At 58.1% G+C, this 18,617-nt stretch carries 18 protein-coding genes; 10 read left to right on the forward strand and 8 right to left on the reverse strand.

Going from position 1 to position 18,617, the window contains the following annotated elements:
* The 9 genes from RGAI101_RS18065 to RGAI101_RS18105 form a co-directional block, all read left to right on the forward strand.
* Nucleotides 1–1,184 (forward strand): branched-chain amino acid ABC transporter substrate-binding protein (locus tag RGAI101_RS18065; protein WP_037230016.1); only part of this gene is annotated, 1,184 nt, incomplete at its 5' end.
* 78 nt (nucleotides 1,185–1,262) lie between these two features.
* Nucleotides 1,263–2,219, forward strand: a complete 957-nt coding sequence (locus RGAI101_RS18070) for a branched-chain amino acid ABC transporter permease (protein WP_008229654.1) — start codon at nucleotides 1,263–1,265, stop codon at nucleotides 2,217–2,219.
* Nucleotides 2,216–3,511 (forward strand): branched-chain amino acid ABC transporter permease, encoded by a 1,296-nt coding sequence (locus RGAI101_RS18075; RefSeq protein WP_008229750.1) that lies wholly within the window; start codon nucleotides 2,216–2,218, stop codon nucleotides 3,509–3,511. Before RGAI101_RS18070 ends, RGAI101_RS18075 begins: the two co-directional genes overlap by 4 nt.
* Nucleotides 3,508–4,269, forward strand: a complete 762-nt coding sequence (locus tag RGAI101_RS18080) for an ABC transporter ATP-binding protein (RefSeq protein ID WP_008229843.1) — start codon at nucleotides 3,508–3,510, stop codon at nucleotides 4,267–4,269. Before RGAI101_RS18075 ends, RGAI101_RS18080 begins: the two co-directional genes overlap by 4 nt.
* The gene (locus RGAI101_RS18085; RefSeq protein WP_008229813.1) at nucleotides 4,269–4,973 is read left to right on the forward strand and encodes an ABC transporter ATP-binding protein; all 705 of its coding nucleotides are present in this window, start codon (nucleotides 4,269–4,271) and stop codon (nucleotides 4,971–4,973) included. The genes RGAI101_RS18080 and RGAI101_RS18085 overlap by 1 nt, the downstream gene beginning before the upstream one ends.
* A gap of 87 nt (nucleotides 4,974–5,060) precedes the next feature.
* Complete coding sequence (locus RGAI101_RS18090; protein WP_008229753.1) at nucleotides 5,061–6,263, forward strand: serine hydrolase domain-containing protein; 1,203 nt, start codon at nucleotides 5,061–5,063, stop codon at nucleotides 6,261–6,263.
* A complete protein-coding gene (locus tag RGAI101_RS18095) occupies nucleotides 6,260–8,218 on the forward strand; it encodes an acetoacetate--CoA ligase (protein ID WP_008229722.1) in 1,959 nt (652 codons plus the stop codon). Before RGAI101_RS18090 ends, RGAI101_RS18095 begins: the two co-directional genes overlap by 4 nt.
* Before the next feature lie 3 nt (nucleotides 8,219–8,221).
* The gene (locus tag RGAI101_RS18100) at nucleotides 8,222–9,094 is read left to right on the forward strand and encodes an acyl-CoA thioesterase (RefSeq protein WP_008229861.1); all 873 of its coding nucleotides are present in this window, start codon (nucleotides 8,222–8,224) and stop codon (nucleotides 9,092–9,094) included.
* Nucleotides 9,094–10,149: an amidohydrolase family protein gene (locus tag RGAI101_RS18105; protein ID WP_008229839.1), complete on the forward strand. Its 1,056-nt coding sequence runs from the start codon at nucleotides 9,094–9,096 to the stop codon at nucleotides 10,147–10,149. Before RGAI101_RS18100 ends, RGAI101_RS18105 begins: the two co-directional genes overlap by 1 nt.
* A 21-nt stretch (nucleotides 10,150–10,170) precedes the next feature.
* Here the strand turns inward: RGAI101_RS18105 and RGAI101_RS18110 are convergent, their stop codons facing one another.
* The 8 genes from RGAI101_RS18110 to RGAI101_RS18145 form a co-directional block, all read right to left on the reverse strand.
* Nucleotides 10,171–10,542, reverse strand: coding sequence for a VOC family protein (locus tag RGAI101_RS18110; protein WP_008229759.1), 372 nt, complete (start codon nucleotides 10,540–10,542; stop codon nucleotides 10,171–10,173).
* The gene (locus RGAI101_RS18115) at nucleotides 10,539–11,330 is read right to left on the reverse strand and encodes an SDR family oxidoreductase (RefSeq protein WP_008229570.1); all 792 of its coding nucleotides are present in this window, start codon (nucleotides 11,328–11,330) and stop codon (nucleotides 10,539–10,541) included. The genes RGAI101_RS18110 and RGAI101_RS18115 overlap by 4 nt, the downstream gene beginning before the upstream one ends.
* A gap of 9 nt (nucleotides 11,331–11,339) precedes the next feature.
* Entirely contained in the window at nucleotides 11,340–12,107 is a 768-nt protein-coding gene (locus RGAI101_RS18120; protein ID WP_008229530.1) for an SDR family NAD(P)-dependent oxidoreductase, read from the reverse strand.
* Nucleotides 12,104–13,390 (reverse strand): acyl-CoA dehydrogenase family protein, encoded by a 1,287-nt coding sequence (locus tag RGAI101_RS18125; protein ID WP_037230019.1) that lies wholly within the window; start codon nucleotides 13,388–13,390, stop codon nucleotides 12,104–12,106. Before RGAI101_RS18125 ends, RGAI101_RS18120 begins: the two co-directional genes overlap by 4 nt.
* A 57-nt stretch (nucleotides 13,391–13,447) precedes the next feature.
* A complete protein-coding gene (locus RGAI101_RS18130; protein WP_008229587.1) occupies nucleotides 13,448–14,227 on the reverse strand; it encodes an enoyl-CoA hydratase-related protein in 780 nt (259 codons plus the stop codon).
* Nucleotides 14,224–15,516, reverse strand: coding sequence for a 3-hydroxyacyl-CoA dehydrogenase (locus RGAI101_RS18135; protein ID WP_008229842.1), 1,293 nt, complete (start codon nucleotides 15,514–15,516; stop codon nucleotides 14,224–14,226). The genes RGAI101_RS18130 and RGAI101_RS18135 overlap by 4 nt, the downstream gene beginning before the upstream one ends.
* A gap of 30 nt (nucleotides 15,517–15,546) precedes the next feature.
* Nucleotides 15,547–17,229, reverse strand: coding sequence for a class I adenylate-forming enzyme family protein (locus RGAI101_RS18140; RefSeq protein ID WP_008229810.1), 1,683 nt, complete (start codon nucleotides 17,227–17,229; stop codon nucleotides 15,547–15,549).
* A gap of 290 nt (nucleotides 17,230–17,519) precedes the next feature.
* Nucleotides 17,520–17,987 (reverse strand): DUF3237 domain-containing protein, encoded by a 468-nt coding sequence (locus RGAI101_RS18145; RefSeq protein WP_008229510.1) that lies wholly within the window; start codon nucleotides 17,985–17,987, stop codon nucleotides 17,520–17,522.
* A 144-nt stretch (nucleotides 17,988–18,131) separates the two neighbouring features.
* Between RGAI101_RS18145 and RGAI101_RS18150 the strand changes: the two genes are divergently transcribed.
* Entirely contained in the window at nucleotides 18,132–18,614 is a 483-nt protein-coding gene (locus RGAI101_RS18150; protein WP_008229796.1) for a MarR family winged helix-turn-helix transcriptional regulator, read from the forward strand.
* Nucleotides 18,615–18,617: the final 3 nt, after the last annotated feature.

Here is an 18,617-nt window from a genome sequence, read left to right on the forward strand (position 1 = left end):
CTGCCTTTGCCGAAAATATCAAAATTGCATTTATCGATCCGCTGTCCGGCCCGTTCGCAAGCACCGGCACGAATGGTCTGCACCAGTTCGAATTTGCTGCCCAGTACATGATCAATGACAAGGGCGGTATTCTGGACGGCGACATGTTCGAAGTCATCGGTTTCGACAACAAGACAAGCCCGAAGGAATCGCTCATCCAGCTTCAGGTCGCCATCGACCAAGGCGTCCGCTACATCGTTCAGGGTAACTCCTCGGGCGTTGCGAACGCGCTGACCGAAGCCATTGAAAAGCACAACAAGCGCAACCCCGACAGCCGTGTTCTGTTTCTGAACTACGCCGCTGTCGACCCTGCGCTGACAAATGAAAAATGTAACTTCTGGCACTTCCGTTTTGATGCCAACGCCGACATCAAGATGGACGCGCTGACAGACGTGATCGCCAAAGATGAAAACATCAAGAAAGTTTACCTGATCGGTCAGGACTATTCGTTCGGTAAGGCCGTTGCGGCTGCTGCGGAAAGCATGCTGGGTGAAAAGCGTCCCGACATTGAAATCGTCGGCAACGAACTGCACCCAATCGGCAAGGTGAAAGACTTCACGCCCTACGCGCGCAAGGTCATCTCCTCTGAAGCGGATGCCGTCATCACAGGCAACTGGGGTGCCGACATGCTGGGTCTTGGCAAGTCGATCATCGAGAACGGCTTTGAAGGTCCGATCTATACCTACTATGCAGCAGGTTCCGGTATCACGGCTGCCTTCGGTGAAAGCGGCAAGGGTCGCATTCGCTTGATCTCCCAAGGTGGGATCAACCCGATTGCATCCGAAGAAGCACGGACACTCTACAATGCGTTCAAGGAAAAATATCCTGAAGGCAACATCGACCAAAGCCGGATCTTCAACACCATCGGCATGCTGGCAGAAGCAATGAAGGAAGCGGGCACCGCTGACGATGTCGTTGCTGTTGCAAGCAAGCTGGAAGGCATGAAGTACCAAAGCATGTGGGGCGGTGAACTGTACATGCGTCCACAGGATCACCAGTTGATTCAGGACATGAACATCGGTGTCCACACAGACGAAAACGTTGAATTCGATTACGACAACTCCGGTTTCGGCGTCGTGACAGAATCCACTGTCGTCAACGCATCGATGGACAGCCCGACAACATGCGAGATGAAGCGCCCTTAACCCCTTGCGCCTCACGGCCCGTTCGAGCGTTCGGACGGGCCATTTCTTTCTGAATTCACCACTCACTGGAGGGGCCTCATGGACCTCATTCTCGTCAATCTGATCGACGGGCTGGTTACCGGACTGCTATTGTTTATGTTGTCCGCCGGTCTGACCCTAATTTTCTCGATGATGGGTGTTTTGAACTTTGCCCACGCCAGCTTTTACATGCTTGGCGCTTATTTTGCCTATCAGATCAGCGTTGCCTTGGGCTTTTGGATGGGCCTGTTGATTGCGCCGCTGCTTGTCGGTGTGTTGGGGGCAGGTGTCGAACGCTACGGCCTGCGCCGTGTCCACCAGTACGGTCACGTGCCTGAACTGATCTTTACCTTTGGTCTGGCGCTGTTGATCGAAGAAATGGTCCAATTCGTCTGGGGCAAGAACCAGATGCCCTATTCCGTGCCAGAGGTGCTGAATTTTACCGCCTTTGCGATCTCGGGCAATTCGATCCCCGCGTACAAGATTTTCATGATCTTCATCTCGATCGGCATCTTCATCGGTCTGCTTTATATCCTGACCAAGACGCGCGTCGGAATGATCATTCAGGCCGCCCTTAGCTATCCCCGCACGGTCGAGGCCTTGGGCCATAACGTGCCGTTGATCTTCATGGGTGTCTTTGGCGTCGGTACCGCGCTTGCCGGATTGGCGGGCGTTATCGCCGGCCCTGTCCTTGGCACCTTTCCGGGCATGGCCTTTGTGCTTGGGTCTATCGTGTTCGTCACGATCGTGATCGGCGGGCTCGGGTCGCTTTGGGGGGCGCTGGTCGCGTCCTTGCTGATCGGCTGGATCACCACTTTCGCCAAATCCTATAACATCGAGATGGAAAGCCTTCTGAACGCCATCGGGATCTCGACCCCTGAGAACCTGAGCGACAGCGTCTTCCGCGATTTTTGGAGCCTTACGAGCCCGCAGATCGCTGACATCTTGCCCTACATCCTGATGGTGCTGATCCTCATCTTCCGCCCGGCAGGTCTTTTCGGAAAGCGCAGCTCATGACTGATCAAATCACAACCGACCCGACCAAGGCTCTTGAGCGCATGCGTGCCGGTTCCATGACCCTGACGCTGGCACCCTGGCTGATCGCAATTGTCGTCCTGGTGTTCCTGCCGATGGTGTTTACCAATAACTCGGCGCTGACGATCATGAACCAGATGTCGATCACCATCGTGTTCGCGCTGGCCTACAATATGCTGCTGGGACAGGGGGGCATGTTGTCCTTCGGGCACGCGGTCTATGCCGGTGTGGGCGGGTTTGCCTGCATGCACATCATGAACATGTCGGACTTCTTTGAAACCATCCCCCTCGTAATCCTGCCGATCTTCGGCGGCTTGTTCGGCATGGGACTCGCGATGATCGTCGGGTCATTCTCGACCCGGTCGGCGGGGACGGTGTTTGCCATGATCTCGCTGGGTGTCGGTGAATTGATCGCTGCCTGTTCGGTTATCATCGTGGCCTTTTTCGGCGGCGAAGAGGGCATCAGCGGTGACCGTACCTATGCGAACCCGTTTTTTGGCATCGAATTCCTGCAGCAGATCGAAGTCTACTACCTGACCATCGCGTGGCTCGTGATTTCCGCCGCCCTGATGTATCTTTGGAGCCGCACACCGGTAGGCCGTATGGCAAACGCCGTGCGCGACAACCCGGAACGCGCTGAATTCCTTGGCTATTCTTCTCGTTGGGTCAGATACTACAGCTTTGTAGCGTCGGGCTTTTTCTGCGGCATCGCGGGGGGACTTTTCGCGATCAACTACGAAATCCTGACCGAAGAGAACCTGAACACCACATCCTCTGGCGTGATCCTTCTGGTCACTTTCCTGGGTGGCGTCGGTTTCTTCTTCGGGCCCATTATCGGTGCGATTGCCTTTACGTTGCTGCAAACGGTTCTTAGCCTTTCGACGGAACTTTGGGCGTTCTATGCAGGGGTCCTGTTCGTCGCGACCGTTATGTTCTTTCCGGGTGGACTGGCGGGGCTGTTGATGATGCATGTGCCGGTGTTCAAACTAGGCAAGGCGCATAGATTGGTCATGCCATACCTCAAGACACTCTTGCCCGGCGCGATAGGGCTGCTTGGTCTTGCCGCCTTGGTCGAAATGACGTTCCACTTCCGCCACGCGGCTCCGGGAGACGAGGAAATGACGATCTTCTGGACCACGTTCAACAGCCATGACGTCCTACCGTGGGTAATCGCACTGGCGATCACCGTGATTGGCCTTGGCATCACCAAAGCCACCGCACCCGCCTTGAAAGAGGCATGGAACGAAGCAAACACAGCAGGAGGCGCATCATGAGCACACCAGCCCTTGAACTGACTGGCCTCAAGAAAAGTTTTGGCAAGGCCGAGATCATCCGCGGCATTGACCTGAGCATCGGCAAGGCCGAACGCCACGCGATCATCGGCCCGAACGGGGCCGGTAAATCGACACTGTTCAACCTGATCACCGCACGGTTTGCACCGACGTCAGGCACGGTCAAACTGCATGGCGAAAATCTGGCGGGCCTCGAACCGTTCCAGATCAACCGCAAAGGTCTCAGCCGGTCTTTCCAGATCACGAATATCTTTCCGGCGATGACCGTGTTTGAAAACGTCCGCTGCGCGTTGCTGTGGGCCCAGGGCTATAAATACAGCTTCTGGCATCTGGTGAACCAAAAGCGTGATCTGACCGAAGGGGCCGAAGCGATTTTGGACCAGATCAACCTGCTGGAACGGCGCAATCTGCCGGCTGGAACATTGTCCTATGCTGAACAGCGCGCGCTTGAAATCGGGATCACCATTGCCGGTGGTGCAGATGTCATCATGCTTGATGAACCGACAGCGGGCATGAGCAATACGGAAACCGACTATATCACCGACCTGATCCTCAAGGTGACGGCCGGGAAAACGCTGATCATGGTTGAACATGACATGGGCGTGGTCTTTGGTCTGGCCGACCGCATTTCGGTGCTGGTCTATGGCGAAATCATTGCCACAGGAAAACCCGCTGACGTGCGCGCCGACGCACGCGTTCAAGAAGCCTATCTGGGCGCCGCATTGGAGGCAGAACACTAATGATGCTCGAAGTCACCGATATGCATGCCTATTATGGCAAATCCCACATCCTTCAGGGTGTGAACCTGAACGTGAAGGAAGGCGAAATCGTCGCGCTTCTGGGGCGCAACGGGGTGGGCCGGTCCACGACCTGCAAGGCCATCATGGGCGAAGTTGAACCTCATGGTTCGGTCAAGTTTCAGGGGCAGGAGATCGCCGGTAAGAAGGCGTTTCAAATTGCCAACCTCGGCATCGGCTATGTGCCCGAAAACCGGGATATCTTTCCGGGTTTGACCACGCGCCAGAACCTGACGCTGGGTTTGAAGCCCGGCCAGAAGGACGGTGCGGGCCGCTGGTCTATGCAAGCCATGTTCGAGATGTTCGAAAACCTTGATCGGCGCGCGGACGTCGAAGCGTCGGTCCTGTCGGGTGGTGAACAGCAGATGCTGACCATGTGCCGCACGCTGATGGGTGACCCTGATCTGGTGATGATCGACGAACCGACCGAAGGGCTTTCCCCGCAGATGGTTCAAAAAGTCGCCGAGGTGCTGAAAGAAATCGCGAACCGCGGCATTTCGACATTGCTGGTCGAGCAAAAGCTGTCCATCGCGATGGATATTGCGGATCGTGTCTATGTCATGGGCCACGGTCAGGTGGTGTTCGAAGGTACGCCAGCCGACCTGAAGGCCCGCGACGATGTGCGCAAGGAATGGCTCGAAGTCTGATCTGCGTTTCGATCTGATGGTAATGTAAAACGTCGCTTCTGGCGGCCTCATCCTCCTGAGGCGCTGATGCGTCTTAGGAGGATTTTTATGGGTTTTGACAGTAATCGGCTGGGCCGTATCGGCGACTGGATGCAAAGCTATGTCGATCGCAACCGCTTTGCCGGATGCTCGGTATTGGTGACGCAAGCGGGCAAAGAGGTTTATTTCAACGCCACCGGCACACGGGATGTCGAGACAGGCAAGCCCTTTGAACGCGACACCATCGCGCGGATCTATTCGATGACCAAACCGATCACGTCGGTCGCGATCATGATGCTGGCCGAACGGGGGCTGTTCCACCTTGATGCACCTGTCTCGGATTTCATTCCCGCCTTTGCCAGGATGGAATGTCTGATCCCCGGTGCCACCAGCATTGACCAGACCGAACCCTGCGAGACGCCGACGTTGCACCACTTGCTGACCCACACATCGGGCCTAAGCTATCCGTTCAACCCCGGTGTCCTTGCGAAAGCGATGGAGGAGCATGACATCCTGTTCCGCGCCGACCAAGGATCGCTGGAGGCAATGACGGACCGTGTCGCGGCTTTGCCGCTTGCGTTTCATCCCGGCAGTCGTTGGGAATATTCAGTCAGCATCGACGTGTTGGGCCGCGTGGTCGAGATCGTGTCGGGCAAGACGCTTGAGCAGTTCTTTATCGACGAAATCCTTGGCCCCTTGGGCATGGACGAAACGCGGTTTTCTGTCCCGCAAGGTGCGCAGGATCGCTTTGCCGCGCTTTACACTCCGCTTGCGGGCAGTGCCTATGCGCTGAACGAAGCAAAGCCGGCTGAACCGACGCTGCGCTGCGTGGATCGCCCGGAGAAATCGCCTTTCCTGAACGCCGAAATGCATTCGGGTGGGGGCGGTCTGGTCGGTACCATTGATGATTACCTCAAGTTCACCGAGATGCTGCGTACGGGAGGGGCTGGCTTGCTTTCTCCTAAAACGCTAAGCTTCATGATGCGCAACCATCTGCCCGGTGACATCGCGTCGATGGGTCCGGCCAGCTTTGCGGAACAACCGATGGAGGGGATGGGCTTTGGCCTTGGCGGGGCTGTCGTCCTGAATGCCGGTCGCGTGCGCGTGCCGTCAAGCACCGGCGATTTCAGCTGGGGGGGCATGGCCTCGACCTTCTTCTGGGTCGATCCTGTGCTGGATCTCTCCGTCGTATTCTTTACACAACTTGCTCCGTCCAGTTCTTATCCGGCGCGGCCGCAACTCAAGGCGCTTATCCACGGAGCGATGACATGAACGAAATTCTCTGGAGCCCGACGCCCGATCGTTATGATGCCTCGACGATGGCCGCGTTCGAGCGTTTCCTGAAGGAAAAGCGCAACCTGACCTTCGCGGATTACAACGCCATGTGGCGCTGGAGCGTCGATGATCTGGATGGCTTTTGGGGCGCGATCTGGGAATTCTTCGACGTGAAGGCCAGCGCGCCCTACATCAAAGTCATGGCGAACCGTCAGATGCCGGGCGCGGAATGGTGCCCCGGTGCGATGTTGAATTTCACCGACCAGATCATGAAGCACGTTGACAGCCAAGCCAACGGGGACGCGCTGATCGTGCAGTCCGAAACCTTTGGCCGCAAGGTACTGTCGTGGTCGGACCTGCGTGCGCAAGTGGCCAGCGTTGCCGCACGTCTGCGCGGTATGGGCGTGGAAAAAGGTGACCGTGTCGTTGCGGTTCTGCCCAATACCGAAACCGCGATGATCGCTTTTCTGGCGACCGCGAGCATCGGCGCGATCTGGTCGCTCTGCGCGCCTGATATGGGGCATGTCGCAATCCTTGACCGGTTCAAGCAGATCGCCCCCAAAGTGCTGATCACCCAAGACGGGTATGTTCACGCGGGCAAAACCATCGACCGTCGCGAGATTTTGGCGGGGATCGAAGCAGAGCTGCCAAGCCTAATTCAATGTATCACGGTGCCTTTTGTCGGTGACCTGCCCGCGGGGCACATCGCATGGGATGATCTGCTGCATGACAAGGTCGAATATACCTCGACCCAGGTGCCCTTCGATCATCCGCTTTGGATCGTTTATTCGTCTGGTACCACCGGCAACCCCAAGCCCATCGTGCATGGCCATGGCGGCATCATTCTGGAATCGGCCAAGCAATCGCTGCACCATGATTTCAAACGCGGCGGGCGCTATTGCTGGTTGACCTCTTCAGGCTGGATCATGTGGAATTCGCAGTTCACGGCCCTTGGTCAAGGTACCACTGTCGCGATGTTCGACGGTGCACCGAACCATCCTGACATGGGTGTGATCTGGCGGTTCGTTGGAGACGAAAAGCTGGATTTCTTTGGGGCGGGGGCCGCGTTTTTCAGCGGCTGCATGAAGGCAGGGATCAAACCGCGCGAAGACGTTGACCTTGGTGCCCTGAAATCGCTGGGCTCCACAGGTTCGCCGCTTAGCTCGGACGCCTATGACTGGATTTACAAGGACGTCAAAGCCGATGTCTGGCTTGCTCCGATTTCAGGCGGCACTGATCTGGCTGGGGCTTTCGTGTTGGGGCACCCCGGCATGCCGGTGCGCGCAGGTGAAATGCAGTGCCGCGCGCTTGGGAATGCCGTGCGCGCCTTTGACGAAGACGGCAATGAATTGACCGGCGTCGTCGGCGAACTGGTGTGCACCGAACCGCTTCCGTCCATGCCGCTGTTCTTTTGGGGCGATGACGATGGCAGCCGCCTGCACGACAGCTATTTCGACACCTATCCCGGTGTCTGGCGTCACGGCGACTGGATCGAGATCAACGAAGACGGCGGATCGGTGATCTATGGCCGGTCGGACGCCACGATCAACCGAAAGGGCCTGCGCCTTGGCAGTGCCGAAATCTACCAGGCCGTGGAAGGCATTGACGATGTGATGGACAGCCTTGTCGTCGATCTTGAATTCCTCGGCCGGGAAAGTTTCATGCCGTTGTTCGTCGTTCCGGCCAAGGGCGTGGCGGTTGATGATGCGCTGAAGGACAAGATCAACGCAGCGATCCGCAAGAACGTGTCGGCGCGCTTTATCCCGAACGAGATCATCGAGGTCGCCGAAATACCGCGCACCCTTTCGGGCAAAAAGCTTGAGGTTCCGGTGAAAAAGCTGTTGCTTGGCCAGGATCCCGTCAAGGTCGTGAACCGCGATTCAATGGCCAACCCGGACAGCTTTGATTTCTATATCGCCTATGCCGCAAAACGGGCGACCCAAAAGGACTAACCCATGACAGACGCCGCCCACCAATTGCTTGAACTGCTGGATATCGAACAGCTCGAGGTCGATCTGTTTCGGGGCATCGGGTCGGGCGGCGAAACCACGACGCGTATTTTTGGCGGCCATGTCATCGCGCAGGCGCTGATGGCCGCCTATCGCACCGTGCCCGACCGGATGTGCCATTCGCTGCACGCCTATTTTATCCGCCCCGGTGATCCGTCCATTCCGGTGATCTATCAGGTCGACCGTGCGCGGGACGGTGGCAGCTTTACCACCCGTCGCGTTGTTGCAATCCAGCACGGCAAGCAAATCTTCAACCTGTCCGCCTCGTTCCACGTAGAGGAAGAGGGCTGGGATTATCAGCACGCGATGCCAGACGTGAAAGGCCCCGAACATTGGCTGGACCGCCCCGATCTGCGCGAACCCTACATCGAGAAGATCCCCGCCAAGCACCGCGATGATTTCCTGCGGGAACGCCCCATCGAGATACGCGAGGTTGAACCCCGTGATCTGTTCGATCCCGAAAAGACGACCGACAAGAACTACCTTTGGTTCCGGATGGAGGCGGCCAAGGGGCAATCCCCGATCATGCAGCAATGTTTGCTTGCCTATGCATCGGATATGAATCTGCTGGGGTCTTCGCTCCGGCCCCACGGGCTGACGTGGTTTCAGGGCAAGGTCATGACAGCCAGCCTTGATCACGCCATGTGGTTCCACGCGCCTATCGATTTTTCCGACTGGCATCTTTACGAACTTGACGCGCCGTTCACGGGTGGTGCGCGCGGCTTTAACCGTGGGCTGATCTATAACCAGAACGGACAGCTTGCCGCCAGCACTGCCCAAGAAGGCCTTATGCGTCCTTACAAGAAGAAAGAAAGCTGATGACCCAGACCGGTGGCCGCTATCCGGGGTGGCACCCGGGCATTGAACTGCGCGATGATTGGCTGGGGTTGGTGGATGAACCCATCATCGATCCTGACCGCGAGATCGTCGATCCGCATCACCATCTGTGGCGGCACGGCACCGATGAAAATCCCGCAGTTTACGAGATGGACGCCCTGTGGCGGGATACCGCATCGGGCCATAACGTCGTCCAGACGATGTATATTGAATGCCGGTCCTACTGGGATCTGGAAGCGCCGGCACATCTGCAATCGGTGGCTGAGACACGCGAAGTCACGCGGATGGCTGCGACCGCAGGCGAAGGGCAAGCCAAGATTGCCGGCATCATCGGGCAGACCGAACTGGTGCTGGACCCTGCCTTGCTGCACGAAGCGCTGGATGCGCACGAGGAAGCAGGCCAAGGCTTGTTCAAGGGTATTCGCAATTCCGGCGCGCGTGATCCCGAACCCGCCAGCCTTGCCATACCGGGGCGCGGGGTGCCGAACCAATATGGCGATCCCGACTTCAGACGCGGTGCGGCGATCTTGGGTGAACGGGGTCTGACGCTGGACAGTTGGCATTACCACCATCAGCATCAGGAATTTCTTGATCTGGCCCGCGCCGTGCCCGGCACGACGTTGATCCTGGACCACTTTGGCACCCCGCTGGGTGTCGGCCGGTTCGAAGGCAAGCGTGACGAGATTTTCAAGGTGTGGAAAGAGCACATGGCCGAACTGGCCGAATGTGCGAACGTGATGGCAAAACTCGGTGGTCTTTGTATGCCGGACAACGGGTTCGGGTATATGCACCGCGATACTCCGCCGTCCTCGGACGAGATTGTCGAGGTGCAGGGCAAATGGTACGCGCATATGTTGGAGGTGTTCGGGCCAAGCCGTTGCATGTTCGAAAGCAACTTTCCCGTGGACCGCACCGCTGTCAGCTATCCGGTGATCTGGAATGCGTTCAAGAAAATGTCGGCCGATCTGACGGAAGGCGAAAAGACAGCGGTGTTTTCGGATACAGCGCGGCGTGTCTATAATCTGCCGCCCGCGTGACGCGGACGGCAGTGGTTCAGGTTAAGCAAATTTGAAAAAGCACAGCTTGTTGCCGTCGTGGTCGCGTACATAGGCACCATAGAAACGGTCTGGCACCCGCTGGCCGGGAGGGCCGTCGCAGGTCGCCCCCAGTTCAATCGCGCGGGCATAGATATCGTCCACCTCTGGCTTCGTCTCTGCCGTGAAGGCGACCATCACACCGTTGCCGGGGGTGGGGGCCTCTTTGTTGTAGGGCTCGCAAACCGCAATCATCGGTGTGCCGCGGCCCGTGCCGATCATGGCGATGCGCCCTGCATCCACCAGCACCTTGGCCCCCTTGCTTTCGAACAGATCGCAATAAAACTTTTTAGCGCGTTCCATGTCGGCAGTGCCGACTGTTGTGTACCCGATCATGAGGGGGCCTTCTTTGGATTGCGGACATCCCCGTATTGGCGGTTCAGCTTGCGCATGCCACCAATCCAGCGGTCATAATTGTCGGTCTTCTTGCGCATGTACTCCAACACCTGCGGGTGCGGAAGCACAAGAAACGTCTCGTTCCGGATCGTTTCGACGCAGGCCTCTGCCACCGGTTCAGGTTCTAACATGCCATCCAAAGCCGCAACCGATTCCTCGTGACCACGTGTCATTTCGCTGCGCACCGCTTGTGGGCACAGCACCGAAACCTTGATCCCGTCATCACCATGGGTCATCGCCAGCCATTCGGCCAAGGCAACCGCCGCGTGCTTGGTCACGCCGTAAGGGGCGCAGCCGACCTGGTTCAGCAAGCCTGCCGCCGACGCGGTGTTCAGCAGGTAGCCGCCCCCGCGTTCGGTCATGCGGGGTACCAGATGGCGTGCGGCCCATACATGGGACATCACGTTGATGTCCCAGATGCGCTGCCAGTCATCGTTGGACACATCCATACCCCCCGCTGTCAGAATGCCCGCGTTCGAGCAGAACAGATCGATCGGGCCGATATCAGTCTCGACCGCTTCGATCATGTCGGCGATCTCTTGTTCGACACCGACGTTGACCCCGAACGCCACGCCGCCGATGCCATCGGCAACCTCTTGCGCGCCGTCCTTGTTCAGATCGACACACACGACCCGCTTCGCACCCTCAGCCGCGAAACGAATGGCCATCGCCTTGCCGATGCCGCTTGCGGCACCGGTCACGACGATAATCTTGTCTTTCAGTTCCATATCAGCCCCTCACGTCCACATGTTCGATCCGCCACAAACGGTCAGCGCCTGACCGGTCATGTAGCGGCTCGCATCCGAGGCCAGAAATACGGCAAGCCCCGCAAAATCCTCGGGCTCGCCCAAGCGGCGCAGCGGGATGTCGTTTTTGATACGCTCTTCGACTTCGGGATTGTCCCATAGTTCGCGGGCGAATTCGGTGCGCACAAGTCCGGGGCAGATCGCGTTGAAGCGGATGCCCTTGGGGCCGAATTCCGCCGCAAGGTTGCGCACCAGCCCGATCAGCGCCAGCTTGGACATCCCATAGGTGCCCAGCATGACCGACGGTTTGAACGCCCCGATAGACGAAGTGAACGCCATCGAACCTGCACCCTTTTCGATCATGTCAGGGGCGACCATCTGCGCCAGCCACAGGTTGGACTGCACGTTGGCGTTCATGGTTTTCTGATAGGCATCATCCGGGATTTCCGACGTTGGCCCGTAATAGGGGTTCACGCCGGCATTGCCGATCACGATGTCGATCTTGCCCGCAACCTTATGCGTTTCGTCGACCAGCGCCTGAAGCTGTTCCTTATAGCCCACATTGCAGGCCACGCCGAATGCTTTGCCTTTACCAAGCGCGTTGATTTCCGCTGCGGCGGCGTCAAGCTGATCCTGCTTGCGCGCCGAAATCACGACAGTCGCACCATGTTCGGCAAGGGCCTTGGCCATCGCCAAGCCCATGCCTTTGGAGGCACCGGTCAACAGTGCCACCTTTCCGGCCAGATCAAACAGGGTCATACGCCCCCCCGCGACCTGCCTGTCGCGATTTCTTCGCGGGCGCGGGATGTGCGCAGGTTGGATTCCTGGTAATCCTTTACTTCCGCACGGGCAATCACGTGGTGGTGGACTTCATCGGGGCCATCCGCATAGCGCAACGTGCGCTGCGATGTGTACATGTTGGACAGCGGCGACCATTGCGAAATGCCCGTCGCGCCGTGGACCTGCATGGCCTGGTCGATGATGTTGCAGACTTTTTCCGGGACCATCGCCTTGATCATGCTGACCCAGATGCGCGCCTCTTTGTTGCCCAACACGTCCATCGCCTTGGCCGCCTTGAGAACCATCAAACGCATGGCTTCGATTTCGATCTTCGCGCGGGAGATTGTCTCCATGTTCTTGCCAAGGTCGATGATCTTTTTGCCGAAGGCTTCACGGCTCAGGCCGCGTTCGATCATCAGATCCAACGCCTTTTCTGCCGCACCGATCGACCGCATGCAGTGGTGGATACGGCCAGGTCCAAGACGCACTTGAGAAATTTCAAAACCCTTGCCTTCGCCCCACAGCATGTTCGCTTCGGGCACGCGGACGTTGGTAAATTTGATGTGCATGTGGCCATGTGGCGCGTCGTCGTGACCGAAAACATGCATCGGGCCGATGATCTCGACGCCGGGGGTGTCGATGGGCACAAGGATTTGCGACTGCTGGCGGAAAGGTTCGGCGTTTGGCGAGGTTTTAACCATGGTGATCATGATCTTGCAGCGCGGATCGCCGGCACCGGAGATATAGTACTTCTCGCCGTTGATGACCCATTCGCCGTTTTCGAGCACGGCAGAGGTCGAGATGTTCTTGGCGTCCGAGGAAGCCATGTCGGGTTCGGTCATCGCAAAGGCCGACCGGATTTCACCCGCCAAAAGCGGTTTCAGCCACGTGTCTTTCTGTTCTTGCGTGCCGATGCGCTCCAACACTTCCATGTTGCCGGTGTCCGGTGCCGAACAGTTCAGCGATTCAGACGCAAGCGGGCTTTTGCCAAGCTCGGCCGCGATATAGGCATAGTCGAGGTTCGACAGACCTTCACCGGTTTCGGCATTGGGCAAAAAGAAGTTCCACAGACCGTTTTCACGCGCCTTTTTCTTGGCGGTTTCCAGCAGTTCAAGCTGGCCCGGTGCATGGGACCAACGATCGGCGCGGCCTTCGCCCAAGGCATAATATTCATCTGTGATCGGATCGACGTTTTCGCGGATATGTTTGATCACGGCGGCCAAAAGCGGCTTGGCTTTTTCAGACATTTCCAGATTGTTCATTCCGGCCATTGCTTCGTTATGTGACATTCAGTGCCTCCAGGCTGTTAAATTCGGATATTATTTGTTGACCCAATTGGGTTTGCGTTTCTCGACGAAGGCTTGAACGCCCTCTTTGAAATCTTCGGTTTGCGATAGATCACCTTGGACGACACGGCTGTACTCGAGGCTTTCGGGCAGACCCTCGGCCACGTTCATGCTGTTCAGGATCCGCTTGGTCGCTTTGACCGACGAGGGCGAGACGGAACACAGCTGTTCCGCCAATTCCATCGCACGTGGCATCAGCTGGTCGGCGGGCAGCACCTCGTTGCAGGAGCCCAGTTTCAACGCTTCAGCGGCATCAATTGTGCGGCCCGTCAGCATCAGTTCCTGCGCAGCAAGGCGCCCGATGTAGCGCGACAGACGCTGTACACCCGAGGCAGAGGCGAAAAAGCCGACCTTGACTTCGGGGAGGGCGAATTTCGCGTGCTCGGATGCAAGGATGATGTCGCAGGACAACGCGGTTTCAAACCCGCCCCCCATGGCAAACCCGTTCACTGCGGCGATGATCGGCTTTTCCAGATCAAAGCGCGATGACAACCCCGCAAACCCTGTCGCGGCCAGTGTTTTCTTGGACCCGCCGGACGCTGTCGCCTTGAGGTCGTTGCCCGCGGTGAACGCCTTGTCGCCCGCACCGGTCAGCACCGCGACCCACAGGTCCTGGTCTGCGGCGAAGTCATCCCAGCAATCGCTCATCTCCTGGTGCATTTCGGCATGAACGGCGTTGTAGACTTCGGGCCGGTTCATGGTGACGATCAGGATATGACCCTTTTTTTCGGTCTTGATGAATTCATAGCTCATGTTTTCAGCCCTCCGGTATCAATCTCGGTGAATTTGCCGCCGTTTTTCGCCAGATCACGCAGCAGTTGCGCGGGGGCGAATTCGGGATCTTCGGTGCCCAAACGCTCCATCACGTCCAGCACGGCCTGCGCGCCGACCATATCGCCATAGAACATCGGGCCGCCCTTGTCGGCGGGCCAGCCATAGCCGTTCAGCCAGACCACATCGATGTCGGACGGGCGCTGTGCCTTGTTTTCCTCAAGGATTTTGACCGCTTCGTTGATCATCGGATAGATGCAGGTTTCGATGATCTCGTCGGGCGACATCGTAGAGGCTTCGGCACCGGTGATGTCCTTGATCACACCTGCCACCACATCCGACGGGATCGGGCGGCGGGCTTCGTCATAGTCGTAGAACCCGGCTTTGGTCTTTTGGCCGCGACGGTCCATTTCGCACAAGGCATCACGGATCGGGTTTTCGGTCTTGGCCCCTTTGGACCAGCCAATATCCAGACCGGCAAGGTCGGACATCTGGAACGGGCCCATTTTGAAGCCAAAAGCGTTCAAAGCGGCATCCACATCCCAAGGCATCAGCCCTTGTTGCAGCAGCTTGTTTGCCTGTTTCTGGCGCGCAAAAAGAATACGGTTGCCGACGAAACCGGGGCAGACGCCGACAAGTACGGCGATCTTGTTGATCTTTTGCGCAAGGTCCATCGAGGTCGCGACGACGTCATCGGCGGTATGCTTGGCCCGCACGATTTCGAGCAGTTTCATCACGTTTGCGGGTGAAAAGAAGTGCAGGCCGATCACGTCCTCGGGCCGCTTGGTCATTGCTGCGATTTCGTCGATGTTCAGCGCGGATGTGTTGGTCGCCAGAATGGCCCCGGGCTTCATAACACGGTCAAGTTCGGTGAAAATCTTGCGCTTCAGTTCCATGTTTTCGAACACGGCTTCGATCACCAGATCGCAATCGGCAAGGGCAGCGATTTCTAGCTGGCCGTTGAAACGGTCCATCCGTGCCTCGACCTCGTCTTGCGGGAAACGCCCCTTGTCGCTGCTGCGCTGATAGTTGCCGCGCACGACCTTGAGGCCGCGATCCAGCGCTTCTTGGGTGGTTTCAACGATGGTCACCGGAATGCCCGCGGTGGCAAAGTTCATCGCGATGCCGCCGCCCATGGTCCCTGCGCCGATGATGCCGACCGATTTGATCTCGCGCAGTTTGGTATCGGCTGGCAGGTCGGGAACCTCCCAGGCTGCCTTTCCGGCTGCACCGATATAGGCACCGATTTCTTCGTCTGAGGGGTGGTTCATCTGTCTTCCTTTCAGCAAAGGCCCGGAGGCCTATAGGTTCAGACACGCGGCGCGGATCGCACGGCGGTCAATCTTGTCAGTGGCACCACGGGTCAAAGGCCCGTCCTGGCACCACAATTGTTGCGGCATTTTGAATTTTGCGAGGCGGCCGTCCAGATGCGCCGCCATGTCTTCGGGGCTCAGCTTCTTGCCATCGCGGGTCTGGATCATCGCGCCAACAATCTCTCCCAGCCGTTCATCGGGGACGGAAAAGGCGCAAGCTTCGATTACGTCGGGGTGCGTGTGCAAGGCCCCTTCAACATCCAGACAGGCGATGTTTTCACCGCCCCGGATGATGATGTTTTTCTTGCGGTCCAGAATGGTGATGAATCCTTCGGCGTCGATTACGCCCAAATCACCGGTGCGCAGCCAGCCGTCTTGCATGGTCTCGGCGGTCGCCTCGGGTTTGTTGAGGTAACAGCGCATGTTGGCAGGGCTTTTCACGGTGATTTCGCCCAACTCGCCAACGGGTACATCATTGCCGTTGTCATCCAGAAACCGCACATCCTGCAACGGCGGGTGCAGTTTCCCGGCCGCATTCGGGCGCTTGTTGTATTCTTCGCCGACCATCCCGATGCCAAGCGCATTGGTCTCGGTCATGCCCCAGCCGGTCGCGATTTCAGCGGCAGGGAACTGCCCTTGCAACTGCGCGACCTGGGCCGCGGGGCGCTTTGCCCCGCCTGCACCAAGCCATGCGAGCGTGGGCAGCGTTTCACCCATCCTCTTTGCGGCTTCCAAAAGATCGGCGGATTGCGTCGGGACCCCCAGAAACCGCGTGACCTTTTCACGGTTGATCACCCGCACGGCTTCCTCGGCATCCCACTTATGGAGCAGCGATATTTTGGCCCCCGCAGGCAGGCTAAGCAGAAACAGCGGATGGGTCGCCGTGACGTGAAACAGCGGCGTCACGATCAACCCCGAAGGGCGCGGTGCCTCGGGGTCGCCGGGTTGCGGCGGATTGACCAAGGGGGCGGCGACAGCCTGGATAAGCCAGCTGAACACGGCACTGACGGCACTGCGGTGGGTCTGCACGACGCCCTTGGGCTTGCCCGTGCTGCCCGAGGAATACATGACGGCGAAGTCATCATCCGTGTCGAGCGCGATCCCCTCAACAGGCGTGTCCGGCATGTCCGCCTTCAAGGCGTCCAGCCCAAGGTCGACCATGCCTTCACCGTCGCGCACGCCGACGATGCGCAGCCCCAGCCTATCGACAAGCGGCAGCATCCGGTCAACGCGCGGCCCATCGGCAAAGATCGTCTTGGCACCGCTGTCTTGCAGCGCATAATCAAGTTCTTCGGTGGTCCACCATCCGTTGATGAACACAGTCACCGCACCGACAGATGCGATGGCCAAGGTCAGCATCATCAATTCGGGATAGTTGCGCATGGCGATGGCAACGCGGTCGCCTTTGCCGATGCCAAGCCCGTCACGAAGGGCATGTGAAATGCGATGCACCTCGGCGCAGAATTCATCATAGGTCCAGCGTTCATCGCGGTAGACCAGAAATTCAGCGGCACCGTTGCCTTGCTGTTCGCGGCTCGCCAACATCAAAGCGCCGACCGTGCCGGGAATGTTCTTGAACGTCCGATAGGTGACGCCGCGAATTTCGGCCTCTGCCACCTCGAACGTCGGATTGGTCAGCGTCGTGTGGTGAATAGCCTCTTCCAGGGTCATCGCAGTCACGTGCGCATACCTGACATGGGCTGCAATTCCGATACCTCGGCCATATGTTTCCTCCCTTGGTGAGCCTTGGTCGGACACTCCTCCACGATTGTCCGCGACTCTTACGGCCCAGCCTAAGCGTTAAATTTCGCGCTGCCAATACCGCAGATCGGAACATTGTTCCGCAAGCTGACATTTGACAGGTTTTCACGGGGCGACAGGGGCCTTTTCGGAAAATTGACCATGATTACCCACAGAATGAAAGATATAGTTTCGTCACCCTCGGGATATTCATGCAAGCGTCAGTCAATCGCGAACAGCGACATCTGCACCAGCCCGTTCAGACGGGCGCCATGGCCGACGAAAAGCGTGTGGTTCACCCAGGCATAGCGGTCGTCGCCAGTTTCAAGCCGCGCATGGGTGCGCATGTAATAGGCGTCGTGGGGTACTTCTTCGCCGCGCACCAACGCATCCAGCACCTCGGCGGGGCCGTGGCGATAGCCGTAGTTCTGGATCTCGATCGTGGCCCCGTCATTGGTTTCAATGGCGTAGCGGGTATCAAGTTCGGTCAGTCCGCTGGCAAATTGCGTCTGCCAGTCGGCCCCGACGTTCAAAATCTTGCCGTTGATCGCAGGCCCCTGCGCCGTGCCCCCGACAATGGGAATGATCCGCCGGATCCCTGCGCGGCCTGTGTTCATATGCCGGATCGGGTCCAAAGTGACTGTCAAATCTGTGACATGGCGCAGGGCGGGGGGCGGCAAAATTGACATGAGGCTTTCCTGGTTGGCTGTTTGCCTTTGATACTGCGTCAATCAAAGCACGGGGCGCAAGGCCGTGCATTTTGCTTGCCAAAAGGATTGGATGCCCCATAATGTTCGGTAACAGAACAAAGCCAAGACTGGGATGAGACCGGCATGACCAAGCAACGAACACCTGCGACCCCGACGCTGCACAGCGATGATCTGTCCTTGGCGATCCGCAAAAGCAATCTGCCTGATTTCACCGGTTACCTGATCAAGCGCAGCTGGGTCACCATCCAGCGTGACCTGCGCGAATTGCTCTTGGGCTTTAATCTGAGCCAACGTAGCATGTCGGTGCTGTCGGTCGTCAGCGCGAACCCCGACATCAACCAAAGCGACGTCGCCGCTGCCCTGTCGATTGAACGGTCGGGCATGGTGGTGATCGTGGACGAACTTGAGGATCTGGACCTGATCCGCCGTGAACGCGCTTTGACGGACCGGCGCGCTTATGCCTTGCGCACGACCCTCAAGGGGGAACACCTGCATGACAAGGTCAGCGCTGCGATCGTCGCCCATGAAAACCGCATTTTTGCCAATCTAAGCGCCGCAGAACGCGAGAGCCTGCACGTGATCTTGTCAAAGCTCGTCGGGAATTGAGCG

Source organism: Roseobacter sp. GAI101, assembly GCF_000156335.1.
GTDB lineage: Bacteria > Pseudomonadota > Alphaproteobacteria > Rhodobacterales > Rhodobacteraceae > Sulfitobacter.

Excerpts from the sequence above, each read along its gene's own strand:
- RGAI101_RS18070 (WP_008229654.1), top strand. The coding sequence starts at position 1,263 with ATGGACCTCATTCTCGTCAATCTGATCGACGGGCTGGTTACCGGACTG.
- RGAI101_RS18080 (WP_008229843.1), top strand. The coding sequence starts at position 3,508 with ATGAGCACACCAGCCCTTGAACTGACTGGCCTCAAGAAAAGTTTTGGC.
- RGAI101_RS18145 (WP_008229510.1), bottom strand. The coding sequence starts at position 17,987 with ATGTCAATTTTGCCGCCCCCCGCCCTGCGCCATGTCACAGATTTGACA.
- RGAI101_RS18130 (WP_008229587.1), bottom strand. The coding sequence starts at position 14,227 with ATGAGCTATGAATTCATCAAGACCGAAAAAAAGGGTCATATCCTGATC.
- RGAI101_RS18085 (WP_008229813.1), top strand. The coding sequence starts at position 4,269 with ATGATGCTCGAAGTCACCGATATGCATGCCTATTATGGCAAATCCCAC.
- RGAI101_RS18125 (WP_037230019.1), bottom strand. The coding sequence starts at position 13,390 with ATGAACAATCTGGAAATGTCTGAAAAAGCCAAGCCGCTTTTGGCCGCC.
- RGAI101_RS18105 (WP_008229839.1), top strand. The coding sequence starts at position 9,094 with ATGACCCAGACCGGTGGCCGCTATCCGGGGTGGCACCCGGGCATTGAA.
- RGAI101_RS18095 (WP_008229722.1), top strand. The coding sequence starts at position 6,260 with ATGAACGAAATTCTCTGGAGCCCGACGCCCGATCGTTATGATGCCTCG.
- RGAI101_RS18075 (WP_008229750.1), top strand. The coding sequence starts at position 2,216 with ATGACTGATCAAATCACAACCGACCCGACCAAGGCTCTTGAGCGCATG.
- RGAI101_RS18090 (WP_008229753.1), top strand. The coding sequence starts at position 5,061 with ATGGGTTTTGACAGTAATCGGCTGGGCCGTATCGGCGACTGGATGCAA.
- RGAI101_RS18115 (WP_008229570.1), bottom strand. The coding sequence starts at position 11,330 with ATGGAACTGAAAGACAAGATTATCGTCGTGACCGGTGCCGCAAGCGGC.
- RGAI101_RS18100 (WP_008229861.1), top strand. The coding sequence starts at position 8,222 with ATGACAGACGCCGCCCACCAATTGCTTGAACTGCTGGATATCGAACAG.
- RGAI101_RS18135 (WP_008229842.1), bottom strand. The coding sequence starts at position 15,516 with ATGAACCACCCCTCAGACGAAGAAATCGGTGCCTATATCGGTGCAGCC.
- RGAI101_RS18150 (WP_008229796.1), top strand. The coding sequence starts at position 18,132 with ATGACCAAGCAACGAACACCTGCGACCCCGACGCTGCACAGCGATGAT.
- RGAI101_RS18110 (WP_008229759.1), bottom strand. The coding sequence starts at position 10,542 with ATGATCGGGTACACAACAGTCGGCACTGCCGACATGGAACGCGCTAAA.
- RGAI101_RS18120 (WP_008229530.1), bottom strand. The coding sequence starts at position 12,107 with ATGACCCTGTTTGATCTGGCCGGAAAGGTGGCACTGTTGACCGGTGCC.
- RGAI101_RS18140 (WP_008229810.1), bottom strand. The coding sequence starts at position 17,229 with ATGACCCTGGAAGAGGCTATTCACCACACGACGCTGACCAATCCGACG.